The sequence below is a fragment of the Streptomyces sp. A1136 genome (assembly GCF_004795055.1).
Taxonomy (GTDB): domain Bacteria; phylum Actinomycetota; class Actinomycetes; order Streptomycetales; family Streptomycetaceae; genus Streptomyces.
Genome location: NZ_SSBJ01000012.1, coordinates 79,272 through 102,314, shown reverse-complemented (window position 1 = coordinate 102,314; position 23,043 = coordinate 79,272). Strand labels below are relative to the sequence as shown.

27 protein-coding genes are annotated in these 23,043 nt (G+C 70.6%); 20 read left to right on the top strand and 7 right to left on the bottom strand.

The features are described 5' to 3' along the window. Positions 1–40: 40 nt before the first annotated feature. Positions 41–610 (top strand): flavin reductase family protein, encoded by a 570-nt coding sequence (locus tag E6R62_RS14225; protein WP_136213765.1) that lies wholly within the window; start codon positions 41–43, stop codon positions 608–610. 249 nt (positions 611–859) lie between these two features. Here E6R62_RS14225 and arfB read toward each other — a convergent pair whose 3' ends face one another. Continuing rightward, on the bottom strand, positions 860–1,285 hold the full coding sequence (gene arfB, locus E6R62_RS14220) for an alternative ribosome rescue aminoacyl-tRNA hydrolase ArfB (protein WP_136213764.1): 426 nt from the start codon (positions 1,283–1,285) through the stop codon (positions 860–862). 168 nt (positions 1,286–1,453) lie between these two features. Between arfB and E6R62_RS14215 the strand changes: the two genes are divergently transcribed. Beyond that, positions 1,454–2,029, top strand: a complete 576-nt coding sequence (locus E6R62_RS14215; RefSeq protein ID WP_136213763.1) for a TerD family protein — start codon at positions 1,454–1,456, stop codon at positions 2,027–2,029. Positions 2,030–2,117: 88 nt separating this feature from the next. On the opposite strand, the gene E6R62_RS14210 is transcribed toward E6R62_RS14215, so the two are convergent. Together E6R62_RS14210 and E6R62_RS14205 are read right to left on the bottom strand one after the other, a co-directional pair. Continuing rightward, the gene (locus E6R62_RS14210; protein ID WP_240801664.1) at positions 2,118–3,530 is read right to left on the bottom strand and encodes a M1 family metallopeptidase; all 1,413 of its coding nucleotides are present in this window, start codon (positions 3,528–3,530) and stop codon (positions 2,118–2,120) included. Between the two features lie 54 nt (positions 3,531–3,584). Further along, positions 3,585–4,181 carry a heme-binding protein gene (locus E6R62_RS14205; RefSeq protein WP_136213762.1) on the bottom strand — a complete coding sequence of 199 codons (597 nt, stop codon included), beginning with the start codon at positions 4,179–4,181 and terminating at the stop codon, positions 3,585–3,587. Positions 4,182–4,555: 374 nt separating this feature from the next. Between E6R62_RS14205 and E6R62_RS14200 the strand changes: the two genes are divergently transcribed. From E6R62_RS14200 to E6R62_RS14190, 3 genes are all read left to right on the top strand, one after another. After that, positions 4,556–5,704, top strand: coding sequence for a sensor histidine kinase (locus tag E6R62_RS14200; RefSeq protein ID WP_136213841.1), 1,149 nt, complete (start codon positions 4,556–4,558; stop codon positions 5,702–5,704). After that, positions 5,701–6,321 carry a response regulator transcription factor gene (locus E6R62_RS14195; RefSeq protein ID WP_136213761.1) on the top strand — a complete coding sequence of 207 codons (621 nt, stop codon included), beginning with the start codon at positions 5,701–5,703 and terminating at the stop codon, positions 6,319–6,321. Before E6R62_RS14200 ends, E6R62_RS14195 begins: the two co-directional genes overlap by 4 nt. Positions 6,322–6,463: 142 nt before the next feature. Continuing rightward, positions 6,464–6,967, top strand: a complete 504-nt coding sequence (locus E6R62_RS14190; protein WP_136213760.1) for a hypothetical protein — start codon at positions 6,464–6,466, stop codon at positions 6,965–6,967. 46 nt (positions 6,968–7,013) lie between these two features. Here E6R62_RS14190 and E6R62_RS14185 read toward each other — a convergent pair whose 3' ends face one another. After that, positions 7,014–7,703, bottom strand: coding sequence for a pentapeptide repeat-containing protein (locus E6R62_RS14185; RefSeq protein WP_136213759.1), 690 nt, complete (start codon positions 7,701–7,703; stop codon positions 7,014–7,016). A gap of 37 nt (positions 7,704–7,740) precedes the next feature. Next, positions 7,741–8,229 carry a GNAT family N-acetyltransferase gene (locus E6R62_RS14180; protein ID WP_136213758.1) on the bottom strand — a complete coding sequence of 163 codons (489 nt, stop codon included), beginning with the start codon at positions 8,227–8,229 and terminating at the stop codon, positions 7,741–7,743. 118 nt (positions 8,230–8,347) lie between these two features. Here E6R62_RS14180 and E6R62_RS14175 point away from each other — a divergent pair, with 118 nt between their 5' ends. Next, entirely contained in the window at positions 8,348–9,727 is a 1,380-nt protein-coding gene (locus E6R62_RS14175) for an FAD-binding oxidoreductase (protein WP_136213757.1), read from the top strand. Positions 9,728–10,416: 689 nt separating this feature from the next. Then, a complete protein-coding gene (locus E6R62_RS14170) occupies positions 10,417–11,859 on the top strand; it encodes a hypothetical protein (RefSeq protein ID WP_136213756.1) in 1,443 nt (480 codons plus the stop codon). A 93-nt stretch (positions 11,860–11,952) separates the two neighbouring features. Here the strand turns inward: E6R62_RS14170 and E6R62_RS14165 are convergent, their stop codons facing one another. Together E6R62_RS14165 and E6R62_RS14160 are read right to left on the bottom strand one after the other, a co-directional pair. Beyond that, a complete protein-coding gene (locus E6R62_RS14165) occupies positions 11,953–12,606 on the bottom strand; it encodes a YdcF family protein (protein ID WP_136213755.1) in 654 nt (217 codons plus the stop codon). Continuing rightward, on the bottom strand, positions 12,603–13,391 hold the full coding sequence (locus tag E6R62_RS14160) for a GntR family transcriptional regulator (protein WP_136213754.1): 789 nt from the start codon (positions 13,389–13,391) through the stop codon (positions 12,603–12,605). The genes E6R62_RS14165 and E6R62_RS14160 overlap by 4 nt, the downstream gene beginning before the upstream one ends. Positions 13,392–13,784: 393 nt before the next feature. Between E6R62_RS14160 and E6R62_RS39510 the strand changes: the two genes are divergently transcribed. The 13 genes from E6R62_RS39510 to E6R62_RS14100 all read left to right on the top strand — a co-directional run bounded on the left by E6R62_RS39510 (position 13,785) and on the right by E6R62_RS14100 (position 22,871). Beyond that, positions 13,785–13,955: a hypothetical protein gene (locus E6R62_RS39510; RefSeq protein WP_168714048.1), complete on the top strand. Its 171-nt coding sequence runs from the start codon at positions 13,785–13,787 to the stop codon at positions 13,953–13,955. 84 nt (positions 13,956–14,039) lie between these two features. Further along, complete coding sequence (locus E6R62_RS14155; RefSeq protein WP_136213753.1) at positions 14,040–14,309, top strand: DUF6284 family protein; 270 nt, start codon at positions 14,040–14,042, stop codon at positions 14,307–14,309. Next, positions 14,306–14,629 (top strand): DUF6303 family protein, encoded by a 324-nt coding sequence (locus E6R62_RS14150; RefSeq protein ID WP_136213752.1) that lies wholly within the window; start codon positions 14,306–14,308, stop codon positions 14,627–14,629. Before E6R62_RS14155 ends, E6R62_RS14150 begins: the two co-directional genes overlap by 4 nt. Further along, positions 14,626–15,630: a DUF2637 domain-containing protein gene (locus E6R62_RS14145; RefSeq protein ID WP_136213751.1), complete on the top strand. Its 1,005-nt coding sequence runs from the start codon at positions 14,626–14,628 to the stop codon at positions 15,628–15,630. Before E6R62_RS14150 ends, E6R62_RS14145 begins: the two co-directional genes overlap by 4 nt. Beyond that, entirely contained in the window at positions 15,627–15,860 is a 234-nt protein-coding gene (locus E6R62_RS14140) for a hypothetical protein (protein WP_136213750.1), read from the top strand. Before E6R62_RS14145 ends, E6R62_RS14140 begins: the two co-directional genes overlap by 4 nt. Further along, complete coding sequence (locus tag E6R62_RS14135) at positions 15,860–16,198, top strand: RRQRL motif-containing zinc-binding protein (protein ID WP_136213749.1); 339 nt, start codon at positions 15,860–15,862, stop codon at positions 16,196–16,198. The genes E6R62_RS14140 and E6R62_RS14135 overlap by 1 nt, the downstream gene beginning before the upstream one ends. Before the next feature lie 81 nt (positions 16,199–16,279). After that, the gene (locus E6R62_RS14130; protein WP_136213748.1) at positions 16,280–17,896 is read left to right on the top strand and encodes a hypothetical protein; all 1,617 of its coding nucleotides are present in this window, start codon (positions 16,280–16,282) and stop codon (positions 17,894–17,896) included. Further along, on the top strand, positions 17,896–19,959 hold the full coding sequence (locus E6R62_RS14125) for a hypothetical protein (protein WP_206308723.1): 2,064 nt from the start codon (positions 17,896–17,898) through the stop codon (positions 19,957–19,959). The genes E6R62_RS14130 and E6R62_RS14125 overlap by 1 nt, the downstream gene beginning before the upstream one ends. Positions 19,960–20,183: 224 nt before the next feature. Then, positions 20,184–20,669 carry a hypothetical protein gene (locus tag E6R62_RS14120; protein ID WP_136213747.1) on the top strand — a complete coding sequence of 162 codons (486 nt, stop codon included), beginning with the start codon at positions 20,184–20,186 and terminating at the stop codon, positions 20,667–20,669. Positions 20,670–20,679: 10 nt separating this feature from the next. Beyond that, positions 20,680–20,859, top strand: a complete 180-nt coding sequence (locus E6R62_RS14115; RefSeq protein WP_136213746.1) for a hypothetical protein — start codon at positions 20,680–20,682, stop codon at positions 20,857–20,859. Positions 20,860–20,879: 20 nt separating this feature from the next. Further along, positions 20,880–21,158 carry a hypothetical protein gene (locus E6R62_RS14110; RefSeq protein WP_136213745.1) on the top strand — a complete coding sequence of 93 codons (279 nt, stop codon included), beginning with the start codon at positions 20,880–20,882 and terminating at the stop codon, positions 21,156–21,158. A gap of 82 nt (positions 21,159–21,240) precedes the next feature. Beyond that, positions 21,241–21,969: a DNA cytosine methyltransferase gene (locus tag E6R62_RS14105; protein WP_136213744.1), complete on the top strand. Its 729-nt coding sequence runs from the start codon at positions 21,241–21,243 to the stop codon at positions 21,967–21,969. Continuing rightward, on the top strand, positions 21,966–22,871 hold the full coding sequence (locus tag E6R62_RS14100; protein WP_136213743.1) for a bifunctional DNA primase/polymerase: 906 nt from the start codon (positions 21,966–21,968) through the stop codon (positions 22,869–22,871). The genes E6R62_RS14105 and E6R62_RS14100 overlap by 4 nt, the downstream gene beginning before the upstream one ends. Positions 22,872–23,043: the final 172 nt, after the last annotated feature.

Here is a 23,043-nt window from a genome sequence, read left to right as displayed (position 1 = left end):
CCGATGTGCGGGGCGGGGGAGCGAGACTAGCGTTCCAGGCGTGCCGAAGACGACCCTGGAACCCGCCCCCGCAACCACCACCCCGCATCCTGAGGGGGTGACCGACGAAGAATTCCGGGCCGCCATGTCCCGCCTGGCGGCCGGCGTGACGCTGATCACCGCCCACGAGCCCGCCCTGACGGCCGACGGCCCGCGGGGGGAGGACGTCGGCATGACGGCGACCGCCTTCATGTCGGTGTCCCTGGACCCGCCGCTGGTGCTGGTGAGCCTGCGGGAGGGCTCACGGATGGACGACCTGCTGGCGGAGCAGCCGCTGTGGGCGGTGTCGCTCCTCGCGGACAACCAGCTCCAGGTCGCGGGGCGGTTCGCGATGAAGGGCCGGATCAGCGACCGACTGCTGTTCCAGGGCGTGCCCTACGAGCGGGGCGCGCTCTCGGGGGCCCCGCTGCTCACGGGGGCGCTGGCCACGCTGGAATGCCGCACGGAATCCCGCGTCCCGGCGGGCGACCACACCCTGATCGTCGGCCGCGTCCTGTCGGCCGCCCTCCCCACCCCGGACGCCCCACCCCTGACCTACTTCCGCGGCCGCTACCGCCACCTGACCCCGTGACGGCCACATCCGGCCCCGTCCAGCCCACCCCGGCCAAAACCAGCCCCGCCGGCGCTTGAGGCGCGGCCGACCCAAATCCCCCGCCGGCGACCGAGGCGCGGCCGACCAAAACCGGCCCCGCCGGGGTTTGAGGCGCGGGGCCCGGGGCGGAGCCCCGTGAGCCCGGCGCAGCCGGGGCCGCTCAAACGCCACGCCGCGCAACGCACGCCGCCGGAGCAACCCCGCGGAGCACCCCGCAAAGCGCCCGGTCTACCAGTCCCGCCCCGTCCGCCCCCGCTTCGTCTCGGCCCGCGCCTTCTTCTCCCGCAGCCGCCGCTCGTTGATCCCGCGCGGGATCTTCGTCGCCCGCCGCTGCTTCGGCGGCGGCGCCGTCGCCTCGGCCAGCAGCGAAGCCAGCCGCACCAACGCCATCTCCCGGTTCCGCAGCTGCGAGCGGTGCTCGGACGCCCGGACCGTCAGGACCCCGCCCACCAGCCGGGACGCGAGCCGCTCCAGCGCCCGCTCCTTCCACACCTCCGGCAGCGCCTTCGTCGCCGCCAGGTCGAACAGCAGCTCCACCCGCGAGTCGGAGGTGTTCACGTGCTGACCACCCGGCCCGGAGGAACGCGAGAACCGCCAGCCGAGCTCCCCCTCGGGCAGCACGACGGAACCACGGATGACATAGGGACCAGGCATGCCCCTATGATCCGCCCGGCACAGCGCCGCGTCACCCCATTTCCCCTCCGCCGATCCCGCGCCACGCCGGCCGGTGGAACCTACCGACCCCCTCCCCGCGTTATGAAGGGCAGCGGTAACTTGGCCACGTCCGGCGGTCATGTGATTGAGGAAGGGACACCAGTCAAAATGGCAGTAAGCCTGTCCAAGGGCGGCAACGTCTCGCTTAGCAAGGAGGCTCCCGGCCTCAGCGCCGTCACGGTCGGCCTCGGCTGGGACGTCCGCACCACCACCGGTGTCGACTTCGACCTCGACGCCTCCGCCATCGCGGTCAACGCGACGGGCAAGGTCGTCTCCGACGGTCACTTCGTCTTCTTCAACAACAAGTCCACCCCGGACCAGACCATCGTCCACACCGGTGACAACCGCACCGGCGAGGGCTCCGGCGACGACGAGTCCATCAAGGTCAACCTCGCAGGCCTCCCGGCCGATGTCGACAAGATCGTCTTCCCGGTCTCCATCTACGACGCCGAGTCCCGCAGCCAGAACTTCGGCCAGGTCCGCAACGCGTACATCCGCGTCGTGAACCAGGCCGGCGGCGCCGAGATCGCCCGCTACGACCTCTCCGAGGACGCGGCGACCGAGACCGCCATGGTCTTCGGCGAGCTGTACCGCAACGGCGCCGAGTGGAAGTTCCGCGCCGTCGGCCAGGGCTACGCCTCCGGTTTGACCGGCATCGCCCAGGACTTCGGCGTCAACGTCTGATTTCCCCGGCACCGCCGCCGGCGAGGCGCCTTCCCGCCATCGGGAGGGCGGTCTCGCCGCGGCCCCCGCCCGACCCGACCGGCACGGGCTACGGCTTCGGGCTGTCCGCGCCGTACAGCCACACGTCCCAGACCTTCCTCAGGTCATGGCCGGTCTTCTGCTGCGCGTAGGCGGTGAAGTCCGCCGTACTGGCGTTCCCGTGGCGGTGGTCCGCGGCCCAGCCCCGCAGCAGCGCGAAGAACCGCTCGTCGCCGACCTCCTGCCGGATGCGGTGCAGCACCATCGCGCCCCGGTAGTACACCGGCCCCTCCGAGATGTCCGCGGGCCCGGGCGGCGCCGCCGGCGGGAACGCGTCCCAGTCCGAGGCGAGCTTCCCGTCGAGGGACGTGTCACCGGCGAGCAGCGCGTCGAATCGTTTCTGCGCGCTCGGCCCACCGTGGTCCTCCGACCACAGCCACTCCGCGTACGTCGCGAACCCCTCGTTAAGCCACATGTCCTTCCACGACTTCGGCGACACCGAGTCCCCGAACCACTGGTGCGCGAGTTCGTGCACCACGAGCTCCACCGAAGGGGCCCCCGAGAAGACGGGTTTGGTCTGCGTCTCCAACGCGTAGGGCAGCGTGCCGTCCGGCACCACGATCGTCCCCACGGTGGCGAAGGGATACGGCCCGAACCGCCCGGAACCCCAGTCCACCACCTCCGGCAACCGCCCCAGCGCGGCGGTACTGCGGGCCTCCTCCCCGGGCGCGACCGCGTCGTAGACGCCGATGCCCGAGGACGTGCGGCCGGTGGCCACCTTGAACTTCCCGATGGCGACGGTGGCCAGGTAGCTCGCCATCGGCTCGGCGCTGTGCCAGGCGAAGGCGGTCCGCCCGTCACCGGTGTCCGTGCGGGAGCCCAACTCGCCGTTGGAGACCGCCTCGTAGCCTTGGGGAACGGTGAGCGTGATGTCGTAGGACGCCTTGTCGCTGGGGTGGTGGTTGCCCGGGAACCAGGTCATCGACCCGACGGGCTCACCGACGGCGACGGCCCCGTCCGGGGTCGTGATCCAGCCCTCGGGGGAACCGTCCGCGTCGGTGAGGGGCTTCGGCGTGCCGCTGTAGCGGACCTCCGTACGGAAGACCTCGCCCTTGTCCACGTCCTCGCGCGGACGCACGGTGAGCTCCCGGCCCGTCCGGTTGTAGCGGGCCGGCTTCCCCCCGACGGTGACCGAGTCGACGCGCAGCCCGCTGAAGTCCAGGTTGAAGGAGCTCAGCGTCTGCTCCGCGCGGGCGGTGATGACGGCCCTGCCGGTCAGCTGCCCTCCGGCGGGCCGGTAGCCGAGGTCGAGGGCGTAGTGGTCGACCTGGTAGCCGCCGTTGCCCGCCTTGGGGAAGTACGGGTCGCGCAGCCCCGACGCGCCGGGCCGCCCCTGCACGGTCGTCGCCGTACACCCCGCGGTGAGGGCGAGGAGGGCGGCGACCGCGGGGGCGGCGAGGCGGGTGAGCACGCGGTGATCCACGCGTTCGATCCTATGCGGGAGGGCGCGAGGGCAGCCTGTTCACGGCCTCCCGCACTACTTGTCGAGGGCGTCGACCCCGGCCTTGGCGAACTTCTCGTCCAGGTCACCGCTCGGGGCGCCGGCCACGCCGATGCCGGCGACCGGGGCGCCCTTGGCCTGCACCGGCGCGCCGCCCGCCAGGAAGAGGGTGCCGGGGATGTCCTTGAGGTTCGGGGTCTGGGCGAGCCGGCCCGCGAGCACCGAGGTCGGGGCGTTCCAGGACACGGCGGTGTAGGCCTTGCGCTGCGCCGACTCGTAGGACTGCGGGCCGGCGCCGTCGCCGCGCAGGGTGACGACGGTGTTGCCGTTCCGGTCCACCACCGCGACCGTGACCTTCTGGCCCTCCTTCTGGGCGGCCTGGAGCGAGGCCTGGGCGGCGCGGGTGGCGGCGTCGACCGTGAGGTGGGTCGTGGTGGTGAAGTTCCTGTCGTCGCCGTCGCCCTTCTGGGCCTCCGCCTTCTGCGCGTCGTCCTTCTGCGCGTCGCCCTGTGCGGCGACGGCCGCCGGGGCGGAGCCGGTCTGCGCCGCGTTCGCGCTGACGGCGCCGAAGGTCCCCGCGCCGAGCGCGACGGCAAGGGCGGTACCGGTGAGGACGCGGGTGCGGGTGTTCATGTCTGTTGCTCCTGAGGACGTCGGGGGCCGTGACCTGTGCGGCCGGCGCGGCTGTTCCAGCTCGTGCTGCTCGTACGGCTCGTACGGCTCGTGCTGCTCGCCGCTGGTTCAAGCCTCGGGCCGGACCCCGGGGCCGGCCGTCCCCGGACCGGCTCGCGCCGGCCACCGCACCGGATGACGCCGGGGTCATCCGATCGGTCGATGCGGACCCGGCACGTCGGGGCTTGGCTCAGGATGGACGTACGCACCACCCACCTCAGGAGCACCCCGTGAGCAGCCAAGCACCACCGCCCGGGACACCTGCCACCGTTGCCGCGCCTGCCACCGCGGCCCCTTCCGACCCCGCTCCCGCCGGCGCCCACACCGGGACGCGGATGCTGGCCGCCGTCACCCACACGGCGTTCTTCCTCCTCCTCGGCGCCTCGATGGCCCGCTTCCTGCTCCACCACCCCGGCGACCCCCGCACCCCCTGGGTCATCGCCCTCGGCACCGCCCTCGCCCTGCTGTACGTGCTCGGCCCCGCCGTCGGCGCCGCGCCGACCGCGCGACGACTGATCTGGCTCGGCGTGGTCGTCGCCACCTGGGTGGTCCTCGTCGTCCTCGCGCCCAGCTTCGCCTGGTGCGCCGTCCCGCTCTTCTACACCTCGCTGCGCACCCTGCCCCCGCGCGCCGCGGTGGTCCTGGTCGCCCTGCTCACGGCCCTCGTCGTCGCCGCCCAGCTCAAGCTGTCCCCGTCCTTCGACCCGAACCTGTTCCTGGCCCCGCCCGCCGTCGCCGCGCTCGCCACCGCCGTGTTCGTCCACATGGAGCGCCAGACACGGGCCCAGCGGACCCTGATCGATGACCTGCTGCGCACCCGCCGGGAACTGGCCGCGACCGAGCGCCGCGAAGGCGCCCTCGCCGAACGCCAACGGGTCTCCATGGAGATCCACGACACCCTGGCGCAGCACCTGTCCAGCCAGCAGATGCTGCTCCAGGCCGCCGACCGTACCTGGGACAGCGACCCGGCCACCGCCCGCGCGCACGTCCGTACCGCCACCGACATCGCGGCGCGCGGCCTCGCCGAAGCCCGCCGACTGGTCCACGACCTGGCCCCGCCCGAACTGGCGGGCGGCGGGCGCCTCGCGGACGCCCTGCGCGCGCTGGACGCCGGCCCGGACATCGAGGTCCGCTTCCACCTGGAGGGCGCGCCCGCGCCGCTGCCCGAGCGCGCCGAATCCGCCCTGCTGCGGATCGCCCAGGGCGCGCTGGCCAACGTCCGGGAGCACTCGGGGGCCCGTACCGCCGCCCTGACCCTGAGCTTCCTGGGCGATCAGGTCGTCTTGGACGTCGCGGACGACGGGCACGGCATCACCACCCCGCGAGCACCCCGAGGACCCCACGGCGGGGCCCCCGACCGGGGCCACGGCCTCCCCGCGATACGTGCCCGCGTACGACAACTCGGCGGCACTCTGACCCTCGAATCCACCCCCGGCGAAGGCACCGTCCTCTCCGCCGCGATCCCCCTGGAGCCGGTCCGATGACCACGATCCTGCTCTGCGACGACCACGTGGTGGTCCGCGCCGGTCTGCTGGCCCTGCTGGGCAGCGAACCCGACATCGAGGTGCTCGGCGAGGCGGGCAGCGGCGAGGAGGCGGTCGCGCTGGCCGCGAAGCTCCGGCCCCAGGTGGTGCTGATGGACCTCCAGCTGGGCGACGGCATCGACGGTGTGGAGGCCACCCGCCGCATCGCCTCGGCGCCGAACCCCCCGCACGTGCTGGTCCTGACGACGTACGACACGGACGCCGACATCACCCGCGCCATCGGGGCGGGCGCCACGGGCTACCTGCTCAAGGCGGAACGCCCCGAGGAGCTCTTCGCCGCGATCCACTCGGCGGCAGCGGGCCGCACCACCCTCTCCCCGCCGGTGGCGAGCCGCGTGATGGCCCACATGCGGGGGTCCCGCCCGACCCTGACCGACCGTGAACTGGACATCCTCGGTCAGCTCGCCCACGGCCTCGGCAACCGCGACATCGCCCGCGCCCTCTTCATCAGCGAAGCCACGGTCAAGACGCACCTGGGACGCATCTACGACAAGCTCGGAGTCGACACCCGCGCGGGAGCCGTCTCGGTGGCCAAGGAACAACGCCTCCTGCCCTGACCCCGGCGCCGTCCCACCCACATTCGAGGCGCGGAAGCCCGCACCCATCCCCGCCGGCATTCGAGGGGCAGGAGCCCGGGGACCGCCCCGAGGCCCCCGCCCCCCGCACCGGCACACCGCCCCGCCGTGACACCATCAATACGTGCTCGACATCGGCTACTCCCTCTCCCGCCGCTTCCCCGACCCCCCGCAGACCGACTACCGCTCGGCGGACGTCCACACCCTGCGCCACGACCTCTTCTGCGGTGACGTCTACCTCGCCGACACCAACGCCGACCGCGAACTGTCCACAGCCTGGGGATGGGTCCCCGTCCTCGACTTCGCCTGGGCCCTCTGCGACATCGTCGAGCAACTCGACCAAGACCCGCGCGGCAGCCGTTCCGCCAACCGCCAGTACGCCGAACTCGACTTCACCGAGTCCTCCGACCGCATGCTCTTCGAGCGCCGCTTCGGCTGGGTCGACATCGAGGCCGACTGGATGCCGCCCGAGGAAGCCCCCCTCACCTTCACGCACCGGCTGCTCCGCCGGGAGGCCCGCGACTTCCTGCACGACCTCGTCGCCGACCTCATCGACATGCACGACGGCCTCGCCGACAACCCCGCCATCTGGACCCTCCAGGCCCGCTTCCCCCGCGTCCCCGCCTGACCCGCGCCCCCGTCACGCCCCCGCCCCCTTGCGGTCCTCACCGCCCTTAGGGCACCACCCGCAGCCCCAGTTGCGCCGCCAACGCCGGAGCCAAGTCGTAGAGCTGCGCCGGACTGATCACGGCCCCCGCCAGGGCCTCCACTCCCCGGGCGATCCCCAGCTCCCCCGCCTCCCGCAGGTCCACGTCCGTCATCCGCGCCCCCTGGAAGTCCGCTCCCCGCAGCGTGCAGTCCCGGAACTCCACCCGCTCCAGCACCGCCCCCGCGAAATCCGGCTCCACCAGCACGCACCCCTCGAAGACCACGTCCTTGAGCCGCGCCTCGCGCAGGTTCAGGTAGTCGATCTTGCCGCCCCGCACGACGACCCGCTCCAGCACCGCCCCGTGCAACTGGACGCCGCCCAGCCGCGCCTCGACCAGTTCCACGTCACGCAGCGACGCCCCCGACAGGTCCGTCCCCACCCCACGCACCCCCTCCAGCACCGAGTCCATGACGCGCGCCTTCGCCAGCCCCGCCTCGTCCAGCGCGCACCGTCGCACCGCACAGTCCATGAACCGGGCCCCGATCCCCTCCTGGCCCCCCAGGTCGAGGTCCGCGAACTCCACCCCGTCGTAGTCCCCGTCCGGCTCCAGCCCACCCCCCTCCCATGCGACGAGCTCCGGCAGCCGCACCTCCGCCCGCTTCGCCGCCTTCACCGCGCCGCCCCGCCCGCCCTGACCCTGCCCCTTGCGCACCATCCCCCCATCGTGACGCACACCACCGACAGCGGCCCGCCTACGAGGTCCCCGCCCCCGCCCCGGCCAACCTGCCCAGCGCCTCGTCCGTCAGCCGGTACACCGTCCACTCGTCCTGCGGCCGCGCGCCCAGGGCCTCGTAGAACGCGATCGTCGGCTCGTTCCACTTGAGCACCGACCACTCCAGCCGCTCGTACCCCCGCTCCCCACAGATCCGCGCCAGCTCCGCCAGCAGCGCCTTCCCGTACCCGCCCCCGCGCGCGCCGGGACGCACGTACAGGTCCTCCAGGTAGATCCCGTGCACCCCGCGCCACGTCGAGAAGCTGAGGAACCACAGCGAGAACCCGACGGGCTCCCCCTCCTCCGTCTCCGCGACGTGTGCGAACGCCGCCGGCCGCTCCCCGAACAGCGCCTCCCGCAACTGCTCCTCGGTGGCCCGCGCCTCCTGCGGCACCTTCTCGTACTCGGCCAGCTCTCGGATCATGGAATGGATGACGGGAACGTCCGCCGGCTCAGCGCTACGAATCATGCCCGCACCCTACGACCGGGCCGCCCGGCCGCATCAGCCAACCGGCCCCCGATCCGCCCCCGAAACGCGACACCCCGTCCCTGGACACCCCCGCGAAACCGGGTGTAGCAACTCCCCCATGACGATCAACGGCGGCATTTCCTTCTGGTACGCGACGGATCACACCGCCACCGCACCGCCCCGCGCCCCCCTCACCTCCGACACCACGGCAGACGTCGTCATCGTCGGCGGCGGCTACACCGGCCTGTGGACCGCCTACTACCTCAAGGCCTCCGCACCCGACCTCCGCGTCACCGTCCTGGAGCAGAAGTTCTGCGGCTACGGCGCCTCCGGCCGCAACGGCGGCTGGCTCTACAACGGCATCGCCGGACGGGACCGCTATGCCGCGCTCCACGGCCACCAGGCGGCGCTCCGCCTCCAACGGGCCATGAACGAGACCGTCACCGAGGTCATCGACGTCGCCGCCAAGGAGGACATCCGGGCCGACATCCACCACGGCGGCGTCCTCGAAGTCGCCCGCACCCCCGCCCAGCTCACCCGCCTCAAAGCGTTCCACGCCGCGGAACTCGCCTTCGGCGAGAGCGACCGCACCCTCCACGACGCCACCGACACCCGCGCCCGCATCGACATCGCGGACGCCGTCGGCTCCAGCTGGACCCCGCACGGCGCCCGCGTCCACCCCCTGAAGCTGGTCACCGGCCTCGCGGCGGCCTGCGAACGACTCGGGGTCGTCATCCACGAATCGACCCCCGTCACCGAGATCGCCCCCGGCCGCGCCCACACCCCGTACGGCACGGTCACCGCCCCGTACGTCCTGCGCTGCACCGAGGGCTTCACCGCCGCCCTCAAGGGCCACAAGCGCTCCTGGCTCCCGATGAACTCCTCGATGATCGCGACGGCGCCGCTCCCGCCCGAGGTATGGGACTCCCTCGCCTGGTCGGGCCGCGAGGTGCTCGGGGACATGGCCCACGCCTACATGTACGCGCAACGCACCGCGGACGACCGCATCGCGATCGGCGGCCGAGGGGTCCCCTACCGCTACGGCTCCCGCACCGACAACGACGGCACCACCCAGGAACGCACCATCGCGTCCCTCACCGCCCTGCTGACCTCCTTCTTCCCGCTCCTCACCGGGGTGGAGATCACCCACGCCTGGTCGGGGGTGCTCGGCGTCCCCCGCGACTGGTGCGCCACCGTCACCCTCGACCGCACCACCGGCCTCGGCTGGGCCGGCGGCTACGTCGGCTCGGGCGTGGCCACCGCCAACCTCGCCGGGCGCACCCTGCGCGACCTGGTCCTGGGCGAGTCCACGGACCTGACGGCCCTCCCCTGGGTCAACCACCGCGTCCGCCGCTGGGAGCCGGAACCCTTCCGCTGGCTCGGCGTCCAGGCCCTCTACGCCGCCTACCGCGAGGCGGACCGCCGCGAGACGGCCACCCACACCCCCACGACCACCCCGCTGGCCCGCCTCGCGGACCGCATCTCGGGCCGCCACTGACCACCCGACCTCCCCCGACGACACAGAAGGCCCCGGACCACAACGGTCCGGGGCCTTCCCGCGCAGAGCCCCCTGTCGGATTCGAACCGACGACCTACGCATTACAAGTTGTCCGGTCCCGTTCCGCAGGCGTCCACAAACATACGCTCCACCCATCCTGCTGCACGTCAGCACCGTTTCCGGATGCGCCTGGACTTCGGTACACGATCACGGAATAGCCTCATAGTGAGCCCGTAACTGAGACCTGCGTGCCGCCAGCAGCACGATGCAACAGCGGACCTCACCATAGGCCCCACTGCGGCTACAAGAGGGAGCCTCTTCACGCTACGGGTACCACCCCATGTGTGCCAGGCCACCGCTCATCCCCGTCAACTGGGGTGCCTGAGTGCCCGACTCCATCTGATCAACTGTCCGATGATCCTCTCAGCACGAGAACAAGCCTCAGCGCCAACAAACGGCAAGAGGCACACTGCCGGGACAACGGCGAAGCTGATCAGAAGCAGCGGAACCAAGCAGAGAGCGATGATCAACACCCTCTGTATCGACCTAGCGCCCTCGAAGACGAATGTCCAGATCTCCAACCTCTTCGCTCCTTCTACGTAGCAGACTGGCAAGCGCTGACGCGGTCAACATCTAGAGCACCGCGCCCAGTTGCGGCAGGGCGCAACCGTTGCCGCTTGTGCCGCACCATGAACACGCACGAGAGGGTGGTCGAAGTGACAGACATCGTCAGGTCACACGCGCGGCGCAGCGAGCTGGAGATCAGCTCCATCCCAGAGGTTGCAGCCCTCGCAACGGAGTTGACGACTCTGTTCAACGGCCTTGAGGTGCCGCAGCAGCAGTACGCAGTGCGGGTGATGCTCGACAAGAGCACGGTCTCCCGGTTCTTGAACGGCAGGCGAGTCGCCTCACAGGATTTTATCGATCGGCTTTTTTCCGAACTTGAGCGACATCGGCGCACAAAAATCACCGAAGAGACACGCGCACAAATAAGGGGACTACGCCTAGCCGCACTAAGGGAGACCGACCAAGCATCATTTCAGCTCGAAAACCTTCGCGATGAGCTAGATAAATCCCATAGAGCAATCCGAATGCTTGAGAGACAGCAGGAGGCGTTGGAGCTTCTATTGGATCAGCGGGAAGCCGCTGCCGAAAACGCCGAAAGGGAGATACACGAGCTGCGCGGAGTCTGGATCTCAGAACGAAGAGAAAATGAGACCACCGCCATAGAGCTCACCAAACGAAACGAGAAACTAAAAAGCGACAGCGAAAGACTACAAGACGAAATCTCAGAACTTAAAGAGCAGCTAGCCCAAGTGACGCACCTAAAAACTGGCGCAGAGGATAGGTGTTCTCGGCTAGAGGAGAGGCTGCTGGAAGCAGAAAGACGATTGGCTGAACAACTCGACCAAGCCGGTGAGCAGGCGTTCAATCTAAGCCCGCAAGAGGCGTTCGAGGAGATCAGGACGAGCGAGACACACAGGAGGTACTACGACGCCGCCCGAACACTGTCACTTTCTGCCGCTCACTTTTCGGTATCCGACCTAGCCGAACTATGGGACCTCCTGCTCGCCTACGGTCGACCCACAGAGCCCACATCTCTCATCAGTGATGCCATCCGGTTTCGATCCGCCGAATTTTGTGCGCATATCACAGAAGACCTATTGACGCGAAAGCTTTCCTTTGACCAGCGGAAGATGATCGGAACCCTTCTCGGCACGTACAAGGCCCCGGAAGAATTGGACTATCTGTACTCGCGCTGGAAGACCGGCGGCCCCCCCTACGGAGTCCTGAGGTACACGTTTCGGGAGTGGGCCACGTTGGCGCCGCCACGACAGGTCGGCATGCGACTGACCCAACTTGCCCAAGATTCCGACACAACCATCTCGGTGGGAATTCTATACAGTTATGGCACCCGAGACGTATCCGACATTTTCCTACTTTCGGACTGGCTGCTCGGCACGTCCATGGCTGAGGAATTCCAAACCCTGTTTTTGCGATGGTTTCCGACTATTCTGGAAGCCAAGACGAAGGAGACGGAGAAGAAGTGGATGAAGCTATCCGCCGAGTCTCGGTATGGAGACATCTTGAGAGGGGCCTTCGAAGGCCACTTTCCGCGCATGAGAGCGTAGCCCTGTCCTGGATCGAAGGCACGGCTGCGGCTAAATCCCGTCCGGAGCCCGAGACGATCTGGATCGAAGGCCCCGCCTAACATCGGCGGTCACTCAGCCCCGCGTTATGAGGCGGTTGGTGAACCCTCCGGCGCAGAGACGTTCGTAAGCCGCGATGACAGCCGACGGGACGTCCTGTTCGACCAGGAACCCTTGCTGCGGATAGACGAGTAGTCGCTGCTGCGCACCTACGAGCATGTCAAAAACCAAATGCGGGTCCCGAATCGAATCCACATACTTCGCGAGCGTTATCGGGGCGGACGCGCTGACGACATCAACCTCCGGCCAAAGCTTGCGGGCGGTTGCGTAGGCCCGCCGCTCCTCGTACGGCTTGCTGACGAGCAGTACCGACGAAACATCGACCCCACGCTCTACGAGGAGGTCACGGGAGAACTGGATGTTCTCGCCGGTGTTCCGCGCGTTCGGCTCGACGAGGACGGCGTCCGCTGGCATACCCAGCTCCAGCGCCCGCTCCCGGTAGTGCTCCGCCTCGCCCCGCGGCATCCGCTCTCGCGTGGTGCGGCTCGTGGCTCCAGTGAAAACGATGAGCGGCACGAGCCCACGTCGGTACATGTCCACCGCCACATCAGCCACGCCCAGGTCATGACTGCCAAGCCCCATAGCTACCGAGCACGGCCGTAGCTCGTGGCGCATCTGCTGGAAGTCCCAGAGGCACTGGGCATCAGCCCAAGCCTGTTCCGAAATCACGGGGCCACCTCCCGCGCTGAGTCGGGGACCTTGAAGTCATAGGCCCAGGCGAAACGAGTCGCCGCATGGAGGCCGATGGCGAATTCCACCACGGTCCCGTCGGCCGTGTAAGTCGTGCGGTGCAACTCGACCACCCATTCGCCGGGCGCCAATTGCAGCAGCGCGGCCTCGTCGGGCTTGGCCACCCGGGCGAACAGCTCCTCCCGCATGTGGTCGATCTCGTACCCCGCGTCGTACAGGACGCGGAATCCGCCTCCACGGCCGGCGGGGCCTGGGGTCGGGTCAACGATGCGCGTTCCCTCTACGTGCTCGGGCCGGTAGTAGCTGGTCAGCGTGTGCGTCGGCTGGTCGCCTTCTTTCACGAGCCTGGCTCGCGCGTACACCCCTGCGCCCTCGGGAAGCCCGTGAGCCGCGGCCACCAGCGGAGGTGCCGGCACGCGGCTGACGCTCTGAGTCTGTTCCCCGCGCTTGTAGGCGCGGCCGGACGCGACGCGGTCGGCAATGAACGCGACCCCGTCCCCGTCTCGCCACTTCGCCTTGTCGTACCGAGCGATGCCGAGCCGTTTCAGCGGCGCCTGTTCGCGCACGACCGTGCCATGCCCCCGCGAGGACGTCACCAGGCCCTCGGCTTCGAGCGCCTTGTACGCCGCGTGAACCGTGGACTTGGAGCCCTCGCCCGCGTCCACCAGGTCCCGAATATGCGGTAGCTGCTGGCCAGGGGCGTAGTCGCCGCTTCGGATGCGCTCGGCCAGCTTGTCCGCCAGCTCTCGCCACTTCGGTGCCATGCGAACTCCTCTCGATGTACTCAGTCAAACACAGTCCCAGGACTGTTGACAGTCCTGGGACTGTAGGTCCATAGTCATCCACAGAAGTTCGCAGTCCTAGGACAGCGGACCGGAGAGCGCCTATTGGGGCTGCTCTCGGCGCCCGGAGAGCCCGGAGGGGCTCGAAGGAAGCGGCGGTTCCTTGAGAACTCAACAGTGGATCGAGGTATCCGCCCCCCTCCGAGAGGGCGGCGTACGCGGGTCCTGTCCCCACGTACGGATCAGCGCCAATCACCAACTCCTCCGCTGCCCTCTGCGCAGCGGCCGGTTGCCTCCTCCGTCCGTCCGGCGCCTTTGCGCTGTACGGACGGGGCCGAGGGGAGCCGGACGTTCCGGCCCCGGAAGGGGTTCGAGATGAACAAGAAGCTCGCCGCGGCGATACAGCGTTACAACGAGCTGGAAGACGCCGGCATGCACAGCGACGACCGCAAGACCCCCTGGAGCCACCAGAGCTGGGCCGAGGACTGCGCGGACCAGCCGTTCCACACGCAGCCGAGCGTCAGCCACTACCCGCGCCCGGCCTGACCTTCCACCCCAACGAAGTGCGGCCCCGGTGTTCGAGCACCGGGGCCGCTTCGAGCCGTCCACCTGCTAGGGAGAACACGACTCATGAAACACATCGTTGCACGTCAGAAGCCCGTTACGGTCCTGCCGGCGGACCTGGAGCCGTCGGGTGCGGAACTGGACGCGATCGAGACCGAGATGCCGGTAATCCTGGCCGAGGTCGAGTTGCTGGACGCGCTGATCGCGCTGCTGGACCGCCCGGCGTCCGAGTTCGACGCCCAGCGCGTCCGGCGGGCCCGCAACCGGGTACTGACGGCCCGGCGGGAGCTGGCTAACCACACCATCGGCATCACGGTGTCGGGGGACGTGGCATGAGTAAGCAGATCTTCGGAGCCCAGTTGTCGCTGCGCTGCTGCGACATCACCGCCCCGGACGGGACGGCCGGACCGTGCTGGCAGCTGTACGTGGCCATGACCGGTCTGGTGAGCGAGTGGCCCACCTTCACCTGGCCGACCTCTACCGATATCCCGAGCGTCCTCGCGCGGCAGGCGGCCCTGGCGTACCTCGGGTTCACGCTCGCCGAGGACGCCGAGTGGGAGTGGACGGAGCACGTCGGCCCCGGCTACCACCACCGCCCCCGCGTCCTCCTCATCGGCGCGGCCAAGGTCCAGCCTCTGACGCAGGGGGCGCCATGAACAGCGTTCACCTGCGTTCAGCGGAACGCGCGCTGGCCGTGGGCACGTGGCTGATCGTGGGCGGGGCGATGCTCTACTCCGTCCTCACCGTCACCCCGCTGATGGCCGCGCACACCCCCGGGGCATGGGTGTGGACGGCGCCGATCCTGCCGCTCGTGGTGGATGCGGCCGTGGTCATCGTGGTCCGCCTCGACTCCGTCCTGGCCCGTCTGGGCGGGCACGGCGGCACCTGGCCGGTGGCCCTGCGGTGGATGACCGGCGCCATGACCCTCGCCCTCAACATCGGCGCGTCCGCCCTGGTCGGGGACCTCGTGGGGGTCGCCATCCACTCCGTCGCACCGCTCCTGCTGATCGTCACGGCGGAAGCCGGCCTCGCCTACCGGCGGGCCCTGACCGCCGCCGTGCGGGCCCTGGAAGCCGAGCAGCATGCCAAGGCGGAAGCTCGGGCGAAGGCGGTCCAGGACCGGGAGGACGCCCGCGAACAGCGGGCCCGTGAACGCCGCGAGCACGAGGCGGCCATCGCCCGTGAACAGCGTGAACACGAGGCCCGACTCATCCGTGAGGAAGCCGAACGCCAGGACCGCATCCGCCGCGAAGCACAGGAGCGAGCGGAGGCTGCCGAGCGTGCGGAGCGCGAGGCCCGTGAACGCCGTGAACACGAGCGTGAACAGGCCCAGGCCGAGCGTGAACGCCTTGAACGTCAGGCAGCGCAGCAACGCGAACTGGAAGCCCAGCAGCGGGCCGAGCGTGAACGCCGTGAACGGCTCCGTGAACAGGAACGCATCGAGCGTGAACGCGCCGCGCTGCTGGCCGCCGGACCGCCGGAAAAGAAGCTCGACGAGGAACCGGCCCTCGCCACCGTCGGCGCCGCGTTCCACGCCGGACTCCCCGTTCGGGTCGCCGCTGAACTGACCGGCTGGTCCGTGGGCTGGGTCTCCACCCGCTACCAGGAACTGCGCGACGCGAACACCGCCCCCGTCCTGGAAGGAGCCACCCAGTGAAGCTCTCCCCGCACACCACGCCCGCCGAGCCGGACAACCTGCTGATCCGGATGCACAACCAGGTAGCCGCGGCCGTCGACGTAATCGGCACCCTGGCTTACCACGGCTCGGGCTGGCGTTGCCACGGCTGCGGTGATCGCTCCGAGATGTTCGACAGCCTGCTCTTCACCCGCTGCACGGCGAACGAGCACGCCACCGCCTGCCGGGCCGCCTACCACCGCCTCGGCTGATGAGCACGCTGCCCGTCTACTCCTGGCGTCTTGCCCCGGACGGTTTGGCCACCCGCCGCCAGCTCCGCGCCCAGGGCCTGCGGCCCGGCGGACAAGACGTCGTCGCCCAGCTTGAACGGCCCCGCTACCGGCGGGGCCCGCTGGTCGCCTACCTCTACCTCGTGGAACGAGCCAAGCCGGTCCGCCCGATGACCGCGCGGAAAGCCGCGGCCCTCGCCAAGGCGAACGCGGCCCGCCGCACCTGCCCCCAGTGCCGCACCGATGCCGGATACGTCATCCCGGCCTCGCTCGGCATGTGCGTCCCCTGCGCCTACCCCGATGAACAGCGCGTCGCCTGAACCACCCGGCGAGGGCCCGGCCGTAGGCGCCTCCTACAGCGACGGCCGGGCCCTCTTCTCCCGTGAAGGAGCACGTTCAGCATGACCGAGACCATTACCGAACCGCAGGCTCCCCCCGAAGAATCCACCCCCGCCCCGGCCCCGCCGGAGGCCGACAAGCCCGCGCCGGCCAAGGACATGGAGCACACCCCGGGCGGTTTTCCGGTGGTGCCGTTGTCCCTGTCCGGGGCGAACACCACGGCGGGCCTGCTTGCCGCCTCTGCCCTGGTCGGTGGGCCGATCGTGGCGGCGGTCGCGATGACCGGCGCCGCTGTCCTGGGCACCGCCGCCGTGCGGCGCCGGTCCAAGGCCGGCGCGAAGAAGACCGCTGCGAAGCCGTCCGAGGGCGCCGGGCGGACGCCGGGCGGAAGGGGTGGCCGTGGCCTCTTGGGCCGTGTGCCGTCCCAGCCCCACGCGTCATCACGTGCCGGTGGTGGGGGCGCCGGCGCCCGAAAGGCCGCTGCCGGTCGGCAGGTCGGGCATCGTGTGGGCGCCCCCTCTGGTGGCCGGCTCGGGCCGACCGTGGCCAAGACGGGTTCACCGTCGGCTCGTCAGCGGGCCGCCCGTGCGGCGGCCGGTCTGGCCGGTGGCCGGGCTGGTCAGGTGCAGGCACTGCGTTCCCAGGCCCGCACCCAGTCCCCGACCCGGGCGGCTTCCCGCGCGGCGACGGTGCAGGCCCGCCGGCAGGTCGCCGACTCGCGGCGGGCCGCCAAGGCCGCCGAGCGCGCCGCATCGACCGCCGGGAAGCCGCGGGGGGTGGCGGCGCGGACCCTGGCGAAGGGCATGGGCAAGGCCGCCGGCGTTCGGGACAAGGCCGTGAGTGCCGCCCGGGCGGCGCGGGATCGAAGCTCCGGCCGGGCCGTGGCCTCGGGCCGTGAGGGTGTCCGGTCGGCAGCACTCCGGGCGAGGGTCGCCCAGCTCAAGGCACCCGCCCAGAAGGCGGCCCGCAAAGCCCTGCTCCGTTCCACCGCCCGCTTCCACGGGCGGCGGGCGTTGGCCGCGTTGTGCGGGCTGCTGGCCGGGGTGGTCGGCATGGTCACCACGCCGCTCGGGCGAAAGCTCGGCTGGGCATGGCTGATGCACCCCGGCCGCCGCCTCTACCGACTTCTCGCCGGCCGCGCCGAAGCCGAGCGCGAGACCCGGGACGAGGAGATCCGCGCCCGGCTCGACCAGGACGAGAAGGACGCCGAGCAGGAAGCGGCGGCCGAGCTGGAGCAGGACGACGAGCAGCAGATCACCGACCGGGTCGAGCGGCCCGAAGGACAGGTACCCGCACCTCCCGTCAGCGAAGGAGCACACGAGATGGACAGCACCACGTCCGGGTTCAGGTTCGAGGAACTGGCCGCCGAGATGGAACAGGCCGCCCAGTCCTACGAGCCGGAAAGCGCGATGGAGATCCTCGCGATGATCGAGGGCCTGCCCCAGGCTCTCGGCTCGATCGCGAACATCATGCAGATCCTCGCGGAGCGCTCCGACTCGGAGTTCCCGCTGGAGAAGGAGGTCGCGGGCGGCTTCAACGACATCTACGGCGCCCTGAACTCTGCCACCGCCGTCGCCGAGGACCTGGGCGCGGTGTTCCGTCAGGCCCACGAGGCCGACATCGCCCGCCACGAGGACCCCCGCAACGGCCCCGACGCCGAGAAGGGATGGAACGTCTGATGACCACCACTTCCGCCATCAAGCACGAAGGTCTGGCCTTGGACTGGGCCGCCGGCCACGGACCGGTGACCGGGGCCCTTTCCGCGACGACCGGCGCGTTCGCCGTCGCCACCGTCGGCACCCTCGCCCACATGCCGCCGAGTTGGGCGCTGGCGGTCGGTACGGTCGGCGCGATCGGCCACACCGCGACCGGCCTGCGCCAGAAGCTGGCCGGCCGCACCATCGGCGCCCGGGCCGCTTCCTGGCTCCTCGGGTCCGGCTGGACCACCTGGGCGCTCGCCACCAACCCCCTGACCTGGACCGCCCTCGGTTCTCTCGCGGTGATCGGGGTCGGCATGGGCGCCGCGGCCCGCTCCGTCGGCTTCTACGAGGAGGCCCGCGAGCTCGAAGCCCTCGCGGCGGCCGAACGACAGGTGGCCCGGGAACTGTCGGCGGAACGGCGGGAGATCGCCGCCGAATGGGTCGATCGCATCGAGCGGGTCTGCCACATCACCGTTCGCGTTCTGGCGGTGGAGATGTGGCCGACCGGGGCCGGGTTCACCATCGACGCCGAACTCCCGCCCGGCGGGATCACCTACGCCAAGATCGCCACCGAGTCCGCGCGCCTGTCTGCCGACGCCCGCCTGCCGCACGGCTGCACCGCCACCGCCTCCCGAGGCATCCACCAAGGACGTGTCCTCATCGACGTGACCACCGTCAACGTCCTGGAACAGGAGATGCCCTACCCGTCGAATTACGGGCCGCTGTCGGTCCTGACCGGCATCCCCTGGGGCGTGCGCACGAACGCCGACGAGGTACCGGTGTTCCTGCGCGAGCAGTGCGCCCTCGTCGTCGGCCCCACCGGATCGGGCAAGACCAACATGGTCCACACGATCCTCGCCGGGTTCGCACGCTGCACCGACGTCATCACCTGGGTGATCGACCTCAACGCCGGCTCGGCCGGCCTGCCCTGGGTCCGCACCGAGGGCACCGGGGGCGCGCGACCGGGCATCGACTGGCTGGCCTCCACCCACGAGGAAGCCCTGATCATGCTGGACACGGCGATCCGGGTGGCCAAGCACCGCAAGATGGCCTACCAGGACCTCATGTCCAAGGCGAACACCGACCTCCTTCCAGTCAGCCACGAGATTCCGCAGATCGAGATCGTCATCGATGAAGGCGCCGAGATCCTCGCCTCCACCGACAAGCAGCACCGGGTCCTCGCCCGGAAGATCCTGGAAGTCATCCGCATCGCCCGCGCCATGGCGCTCCGGACCGTGCTGACCGCGCTCGGCGCGACCGGCGCGGTCCTCGGCGACCTGATGATCCGCCGCGAGGCGAAAGTCCGCGCCGCCCTGACCGGCGGGGAGACCGAGGGCATGGACCTGTCCAAGCTGTTTCCCGGCTCCCGGGGACTCAAGGTCGACCAGGCCCCCTACAAGGGCGCCGGTTTCCTCGGCACCCCCGAATCGGGTATCGGCCTGTTCAAGTCCTGGCGGATCAAGCCCGCCCAGATCCGCGACATCGTCATCGCCACCTCCGACCGCCACCCCCGCCTCGACCCGGTCTCCGCGAAAGCCGCGGGCCCCGACTACGCCCGCCGCTGGGACCAGAACCGCACCGCCTGGATCACCGAGCACCACACCACCCCGGCCGTCGAGTCCCAGGCGCCGGCGGGCGGGTCGGGCCTGAACCTCTCCGCGTTCCGCACCGGCCCCGCCCCGGCCGCGCCGGCGGTGGACGCGGTCGACGCGGAGTTCGAGCGGCTCATCGGTATCGAGTTCACCGCCAGCCCCCAGCCCCAGACGCCCGACACTCCGCAGGAGCCGAAGGCCGAGCCGTCGGGGCTGAACCTGTCCGCGCTCCGCGACGACAAGGAGACCGGGCCCTCCTGGCTCCCGGACGCGATCACCGCGATCCGCGCGGCCGGCGCCGAGGGCATGAAGCCTGCCGCCGTCGCCGACCTCGTCGGCCGCAGCCGCGAAGCCGTCCGCAAGACCCTCAAGGCCGCCGCCGAACGCGGTGAACTCCACTACCGCGACCGGGGCCCGCACTCCGTCTACGTCCACCCCGATCACGCCTGAACGGCCACCCACCGCTACCGCCTACTGCCTACCGCCAAATTGGCAGTAACCCCCGATACGGGCCTCCTACTGCCCACCAGGCGCCCTCACCAGCCGTTTTGGCAGTAGGCAGTACCGGGTTGGCAGTAGGCAGTAGGCAGTAGCCGCACACACGCAGAGCGACCACCCACGCGGGCGGCCCCACCACCAAAAGGGGCCGCCCGCACCGCGTCCAGGAGCCTGCAATGCCCTATGAGCCCACGACCGCGAGCACCACCCCGCCCGCCCGCTACGGCGACCCCATCTACCACCCGACCGCAATCCGACAGCCGGTCCTGCCGCTTGCGGAACTCCCGCCGGGGGTCGAGATGGTCACCCTCCCGAACGGCTACCGCACCCTCGCCTACACCCAACCCACGACCCCGCAGCCCGCGCCGGCCGTCCAGTCGATCCCCGCGTGGGCGAAGACGACCGCGCTCCTCGCCCCTACCGTCGGCGGTGGCATCGCCGCCGCCGGGTTCGGGATCTCCTACGCCGCCCCGGGACTGATCGCCATGACCGATGCCCTCTGGGCCGCCATCGCCCTCATCGCCGCCGGCACCCTCGCCCCGCTCCTCCTCCGCACCACCCGCGGAACGGGCCGGGGTGGGGCGCCGGTCCAGCACGTCACCCAGAACATCACCGCCTCGGGGATGTTCGGCCGTGCCACCGGCACCCTCAACAACCGCTGAAAGACTGGCCATGGACCAGCAGCCGGAGCCTCTTGCCGACCGCGTCTCCGACGCCGTCGCCCTGCTCGTCGGCAAGCACACCGTCCGCTGCCCGCAGCCCGGTTGTCGCGTCAGCGTCCGCTACCGCGCCGTCACCCCCGACGAGGCCAAGCGCCTCACCGACCTCGCCACCGACCACACCCGCCACTGACCAGTACAAGGAGCAGAACCATGCGATTCCGCATCCTCCGCACCAACTGGCCGCGTCCGACCGTGGTCCTGACCGATACGCCCCGGCCCGACTGCCCCGACTGCCAAGGGGTCGGAGGCCACAACTGCGACTACGGCGACTACTCCACCGGCGAGTACGCGGGCACCGAATGGGAGCCCTGCCGCTGCTGGGACGAGACCCGCCGATGGGTCCTCCTCCCGCTCCCGCACCGCCGGAACCGGCCCGGCACCAGTCCGGACCCGTGGGCCGACGCGTACAGCGACGAACCCCCGTTCTAGCAAAGCGAAGGGCGGCCCCCGTCTCGGCAAAGTCCGGGGCCGCCCTCATCCAGCACGTTCCACTGAACTGGAGGAATCCAGCATGACCCACACGACCGACATCCGGCCAGAGGACCACCGGCCCGCCTTACTGGATCTGTTCTCCTGCGCCGGCGGCGCCGCCATGGGTTACCACCGCGCCGGATTCGACGTGACCGGCGTCGATATCCGCCCCCGCCCGAACTACCCCTTCACCTTCATCCAGGGCGACGCCCTCACCGTCCTCGCGGACCTGATCGAGTCCGGCGAGATCCGCCGGTTCACAACGGCCCACGCCTCCCCGCCCTGCCAGAAGGGTTGCGCCCTCACCGTGGGCACGAACACCTCCCGAGGCTGGGGCGGAACGCATGTCGACCTCGTGGCCCCCACCCGTGACCTCCTCGACGCATCCGGCCTGCCTTACGTGATCGAGCAGCCCAACGGCAAGGCCGACGTCCGCAAGGACATCACCCTGTGCGGGGAGATGTTCGGCCTCGGCGTGCTCCGCCACCGCAACTTCGAACTCGGCAGGTGGAGTACACCGCAGGCCGCGCACCCGAAGCACCGCGGCTACGTCCGAGGCTGGCGCCACGGCGCCTACCGCGACGGGCCGTACGTCGCCGCCTACGGCGAGGGCGGCGGCAAGGCCACCGTCCCCGAGATGCAGGCCGCCATGGGCATCGACTGGACCGACGTCCGCGAGGAACTCACCGAAGCCATCCCACCCGCCTACACCGAATGGCTCGGCCGTGCTCTCCTCGCCCGCCCCCGATCCGGGGCGGTGGCCGCATGAGCGACCTGCTGACGACCGCCCTGAGCATCGCCGCCCGCGGCTGGCCCGTCTTCCCCCTCCGGACCGGCTCCAAAGTGCCCGCCTTGCACGGGGAGACCCGGTGCCCGCGCACGGGTGCCTGCACGGACGGCCACACCAAGCCCGAACAGCGCGCCACCACCGACCTCGACCGCATCCGTACCGCATGGGCCACCACCGCCTACAACGTGGGTTTGGCGACCGGGCCGGCCGGGTTGGTCGTGATCGACCTCGACCCGCCCAAACAGTCCGACCCGCCCGGCACCCAGAGCGGCGCTCAGATCCTCGAAGCCCTCTGCCAGGCGACCGGCGAGCAGGTCCCGCCCACGTTCACGGTGACCACGCCGTCCGGTGGCCGGCACCTGTACTTCACCGCCCCTGCCGGGGTCACGATGCGCAGCACCCAGGACATCCTCGGGCGGCACATCGACACCCGGGCATGGGGCGGGTACGTCGTCGCACCCGGCAGCGTCACGCCCGCCGGTGCCTACCGCGTCACCGACGACCGGCCCGTCGCCCCGCTCCCGAACTGGTTGCAGGCGAAGCTCGCCGCTCCGCCCCGGATCATCGCCCGCCCCCTCGTCGCCCGCTCCGCGCCTCGCAGTGGTGGCCGTCGGGCCGCCTATGCCGACGCGGCGCTCCGCAACGAGGAGCGGAACGTTGCCGACGCGCCCGAGGGGCACCGGAACAAGGCGCTGGTCAGGGCCGCCCGCGCCCTGGGGCGGCTGATCGCATTGGGCGACCTCGACCGCGATGAGGTCGAGCAGGCTCTTAGCCGGGGGGCGGAAGCGGCCGGACTCAAGCCGTACGAGTACCGCTCCGCCATCACCAGCGCCCTCAACTGGTCCATCCGCAACAACCCCGTCAGCCGGCGGACGGCATGACGGCCCGCGAACACCCCCCGGCTAACAGCCCCACAAGGACCCCCGCCGGGATCAGCCCCGCCGAACCGGCCCCCGCCCCGAACGGCCGTGGCGCGCCGAAGGTCGTCGCCGAAGGCGTCCTTTCATCTGTTCGCCCTGACCCGCGCGCCGACGACGGACGCCGGCCCCTCGC

Excerpts from the sequence above, each read along its gene's own strand:
- arfB (WP_136213764.1), bottom strand. The coding sequence starts at position 1,285 with ATGCCTGGTCCCTATGTCATCCGTGGTTCCGTCGTGCTGCCCGAGGGG.
- E6R62_RS14120 (WP_136213747.1), top strand. The coding sequence starts at position 20,184 with ATGCCCTATGAGCCCACGACCGCGAGCACCACCCCGCCCGCCCGCTAC.
- E6R62_RS14135 (WP_136213749.1), top strand. The coding sequence starts at position 15,860 with ATGAGCACGCTGCCCGTCTACTCCTGGCGTCTTGCCCCGGACGGTTTG.
- E6R62_RS14125 (WP_206308723.1), top strand. The coding sequence starts at position 17,896 with ATGACCACCACTTCCGCCATCAAGCACGAAGGTCTGGCCTTGGACTGG.
- E6R62_RS14115 (WP_136213746.1), top strand. The coding sequence starts at position 20,680 with ATGGACCAGCAGCCGGAGCCTCTTGCCGACCGCGTCTCCGACGCCGTC.
- E6R62_RS14200 (WP_136213841.1), top strand. The coding sequence starts at position 4,556 with ATGCTGGCCGCCGTCACCCACACGGCGTTCTTCCTCCTCCTCGGCGCC.
- E6R62_RS14180 (WP_136213758.1), bottom strand. The coding sequence starts at position 8,229 with ATGATTCGTAGCGCTGAGCCGGCGGACGTTCCCGTCATCCATTCCATG.
- E6R62_RS14110 (WP_136213745.1), top strand. The coding sequence starts at position 20,880 with ATGCGATTCCGCATCCTCCGCACCAACTGGCCGCGTCCGACCGTGGTC.
- E6R62_RS14100 (WP_136213743.1), top strand. The coding sequence starts at position 21,966 with ATGAGCGACCTGCTGACGACCGCCCTGAGCATCGCCGCCCGCGGCTGG.
- E6R62_RS14185 (WP_136213759.1), bottom strand. The coding sequence starts at position 7,703 with ATGGTGCGCAAGGGGCAGGGTCAGGGCGGGCGGGGCGGCGCGGTGAAG.
- E6R62_RS14175 (WP_136213757.1), top strand. The coding sequence starts at position 8,348 with ATGACGATCAACGGCGGCATTTCCTTCTGGTACGCGACGGATCACACC.
- E6R62_RS14105 (WP_136213744.1), top strand. The coding sequence starts at position 21,241 with ATGACCCACACGACCGACATCCGGCCAGAGGACCACCGGCCCGCCTTA.
- E6R62_RS14150 (WP_136213752.1), top strand. The coding sequence starts at position 14,306 with ATGAGTAAGCAGATCTTCGGAGCCCAGTTGTCGCTGCGCTGCTGCGAC.
- E6R62_RS14155 (WP_136213753.1), top strand. The coding sequence starts at position 14,040 with ATGAAACACATCGTTGCACGTCAGAAGCCCGTTACGGTCCTGCCGGCG.
- E6R62_RS39510 (WP_168714048.1), top strand. The coding sequence starts at position 13,785 with ATGAACAAGAAGCTCGCCGCGGCGATACAGCGTTACAACGAGCTGGAA.
- E6R62_RS14145 (WP_136213751.1), top strand. The coding sequence starts at position 14,626 with ATGAACAGCGTTCACCTGCGTTCAGCGGAACGCGCGCTGGCCGTGGGC.
- E6R62_RS14205 (WP_136213762.1), bottom strand. The coding sequence starts at position 4,181 with ATGAACACCCGCACCCGCGTCCTCACCGGTACCGCCCTTGCCGTCGCG.
- E6R62_RS14195 (WP_136213761.1), top strand. The coding sequence starts at position 5,701 with ATGACCACGATCCTGCTCTGCGACGACCACGTGGTGGTCCGCGCCGGT.
- E6R62_RS14215 (WP_136213763.1), top strand. The coding sequence starts at position 1,454 with ATGGCAGTAAGCCTGTCCAAGGGCGGCAACGTCTCGCTTAGCAAGGAG.
- E6R62_RS14170 (WP_136213756.1), top strand. The coding sequence starts at position 10,417 with ATGAACACGCACGAGAGGGTGGTCGAAGTGACAGACATCGTCAGGTCA.
- E6R62_RS14160 (WP_136213754.1), bottom strand. The coding sequence starts at position 13,391 with ATGGCACCGAAGTGGCGAGAGCTGGCGGACAAGCTGGCCGAGCGCATC.
- E6R62_RS14130 (WP_136213748.1), top strand. The coding sequence starts at position 16,280 with ATGACCGAGACCATTACCGAACCGCAGGCTCCCCCCGAAGAATCCACC.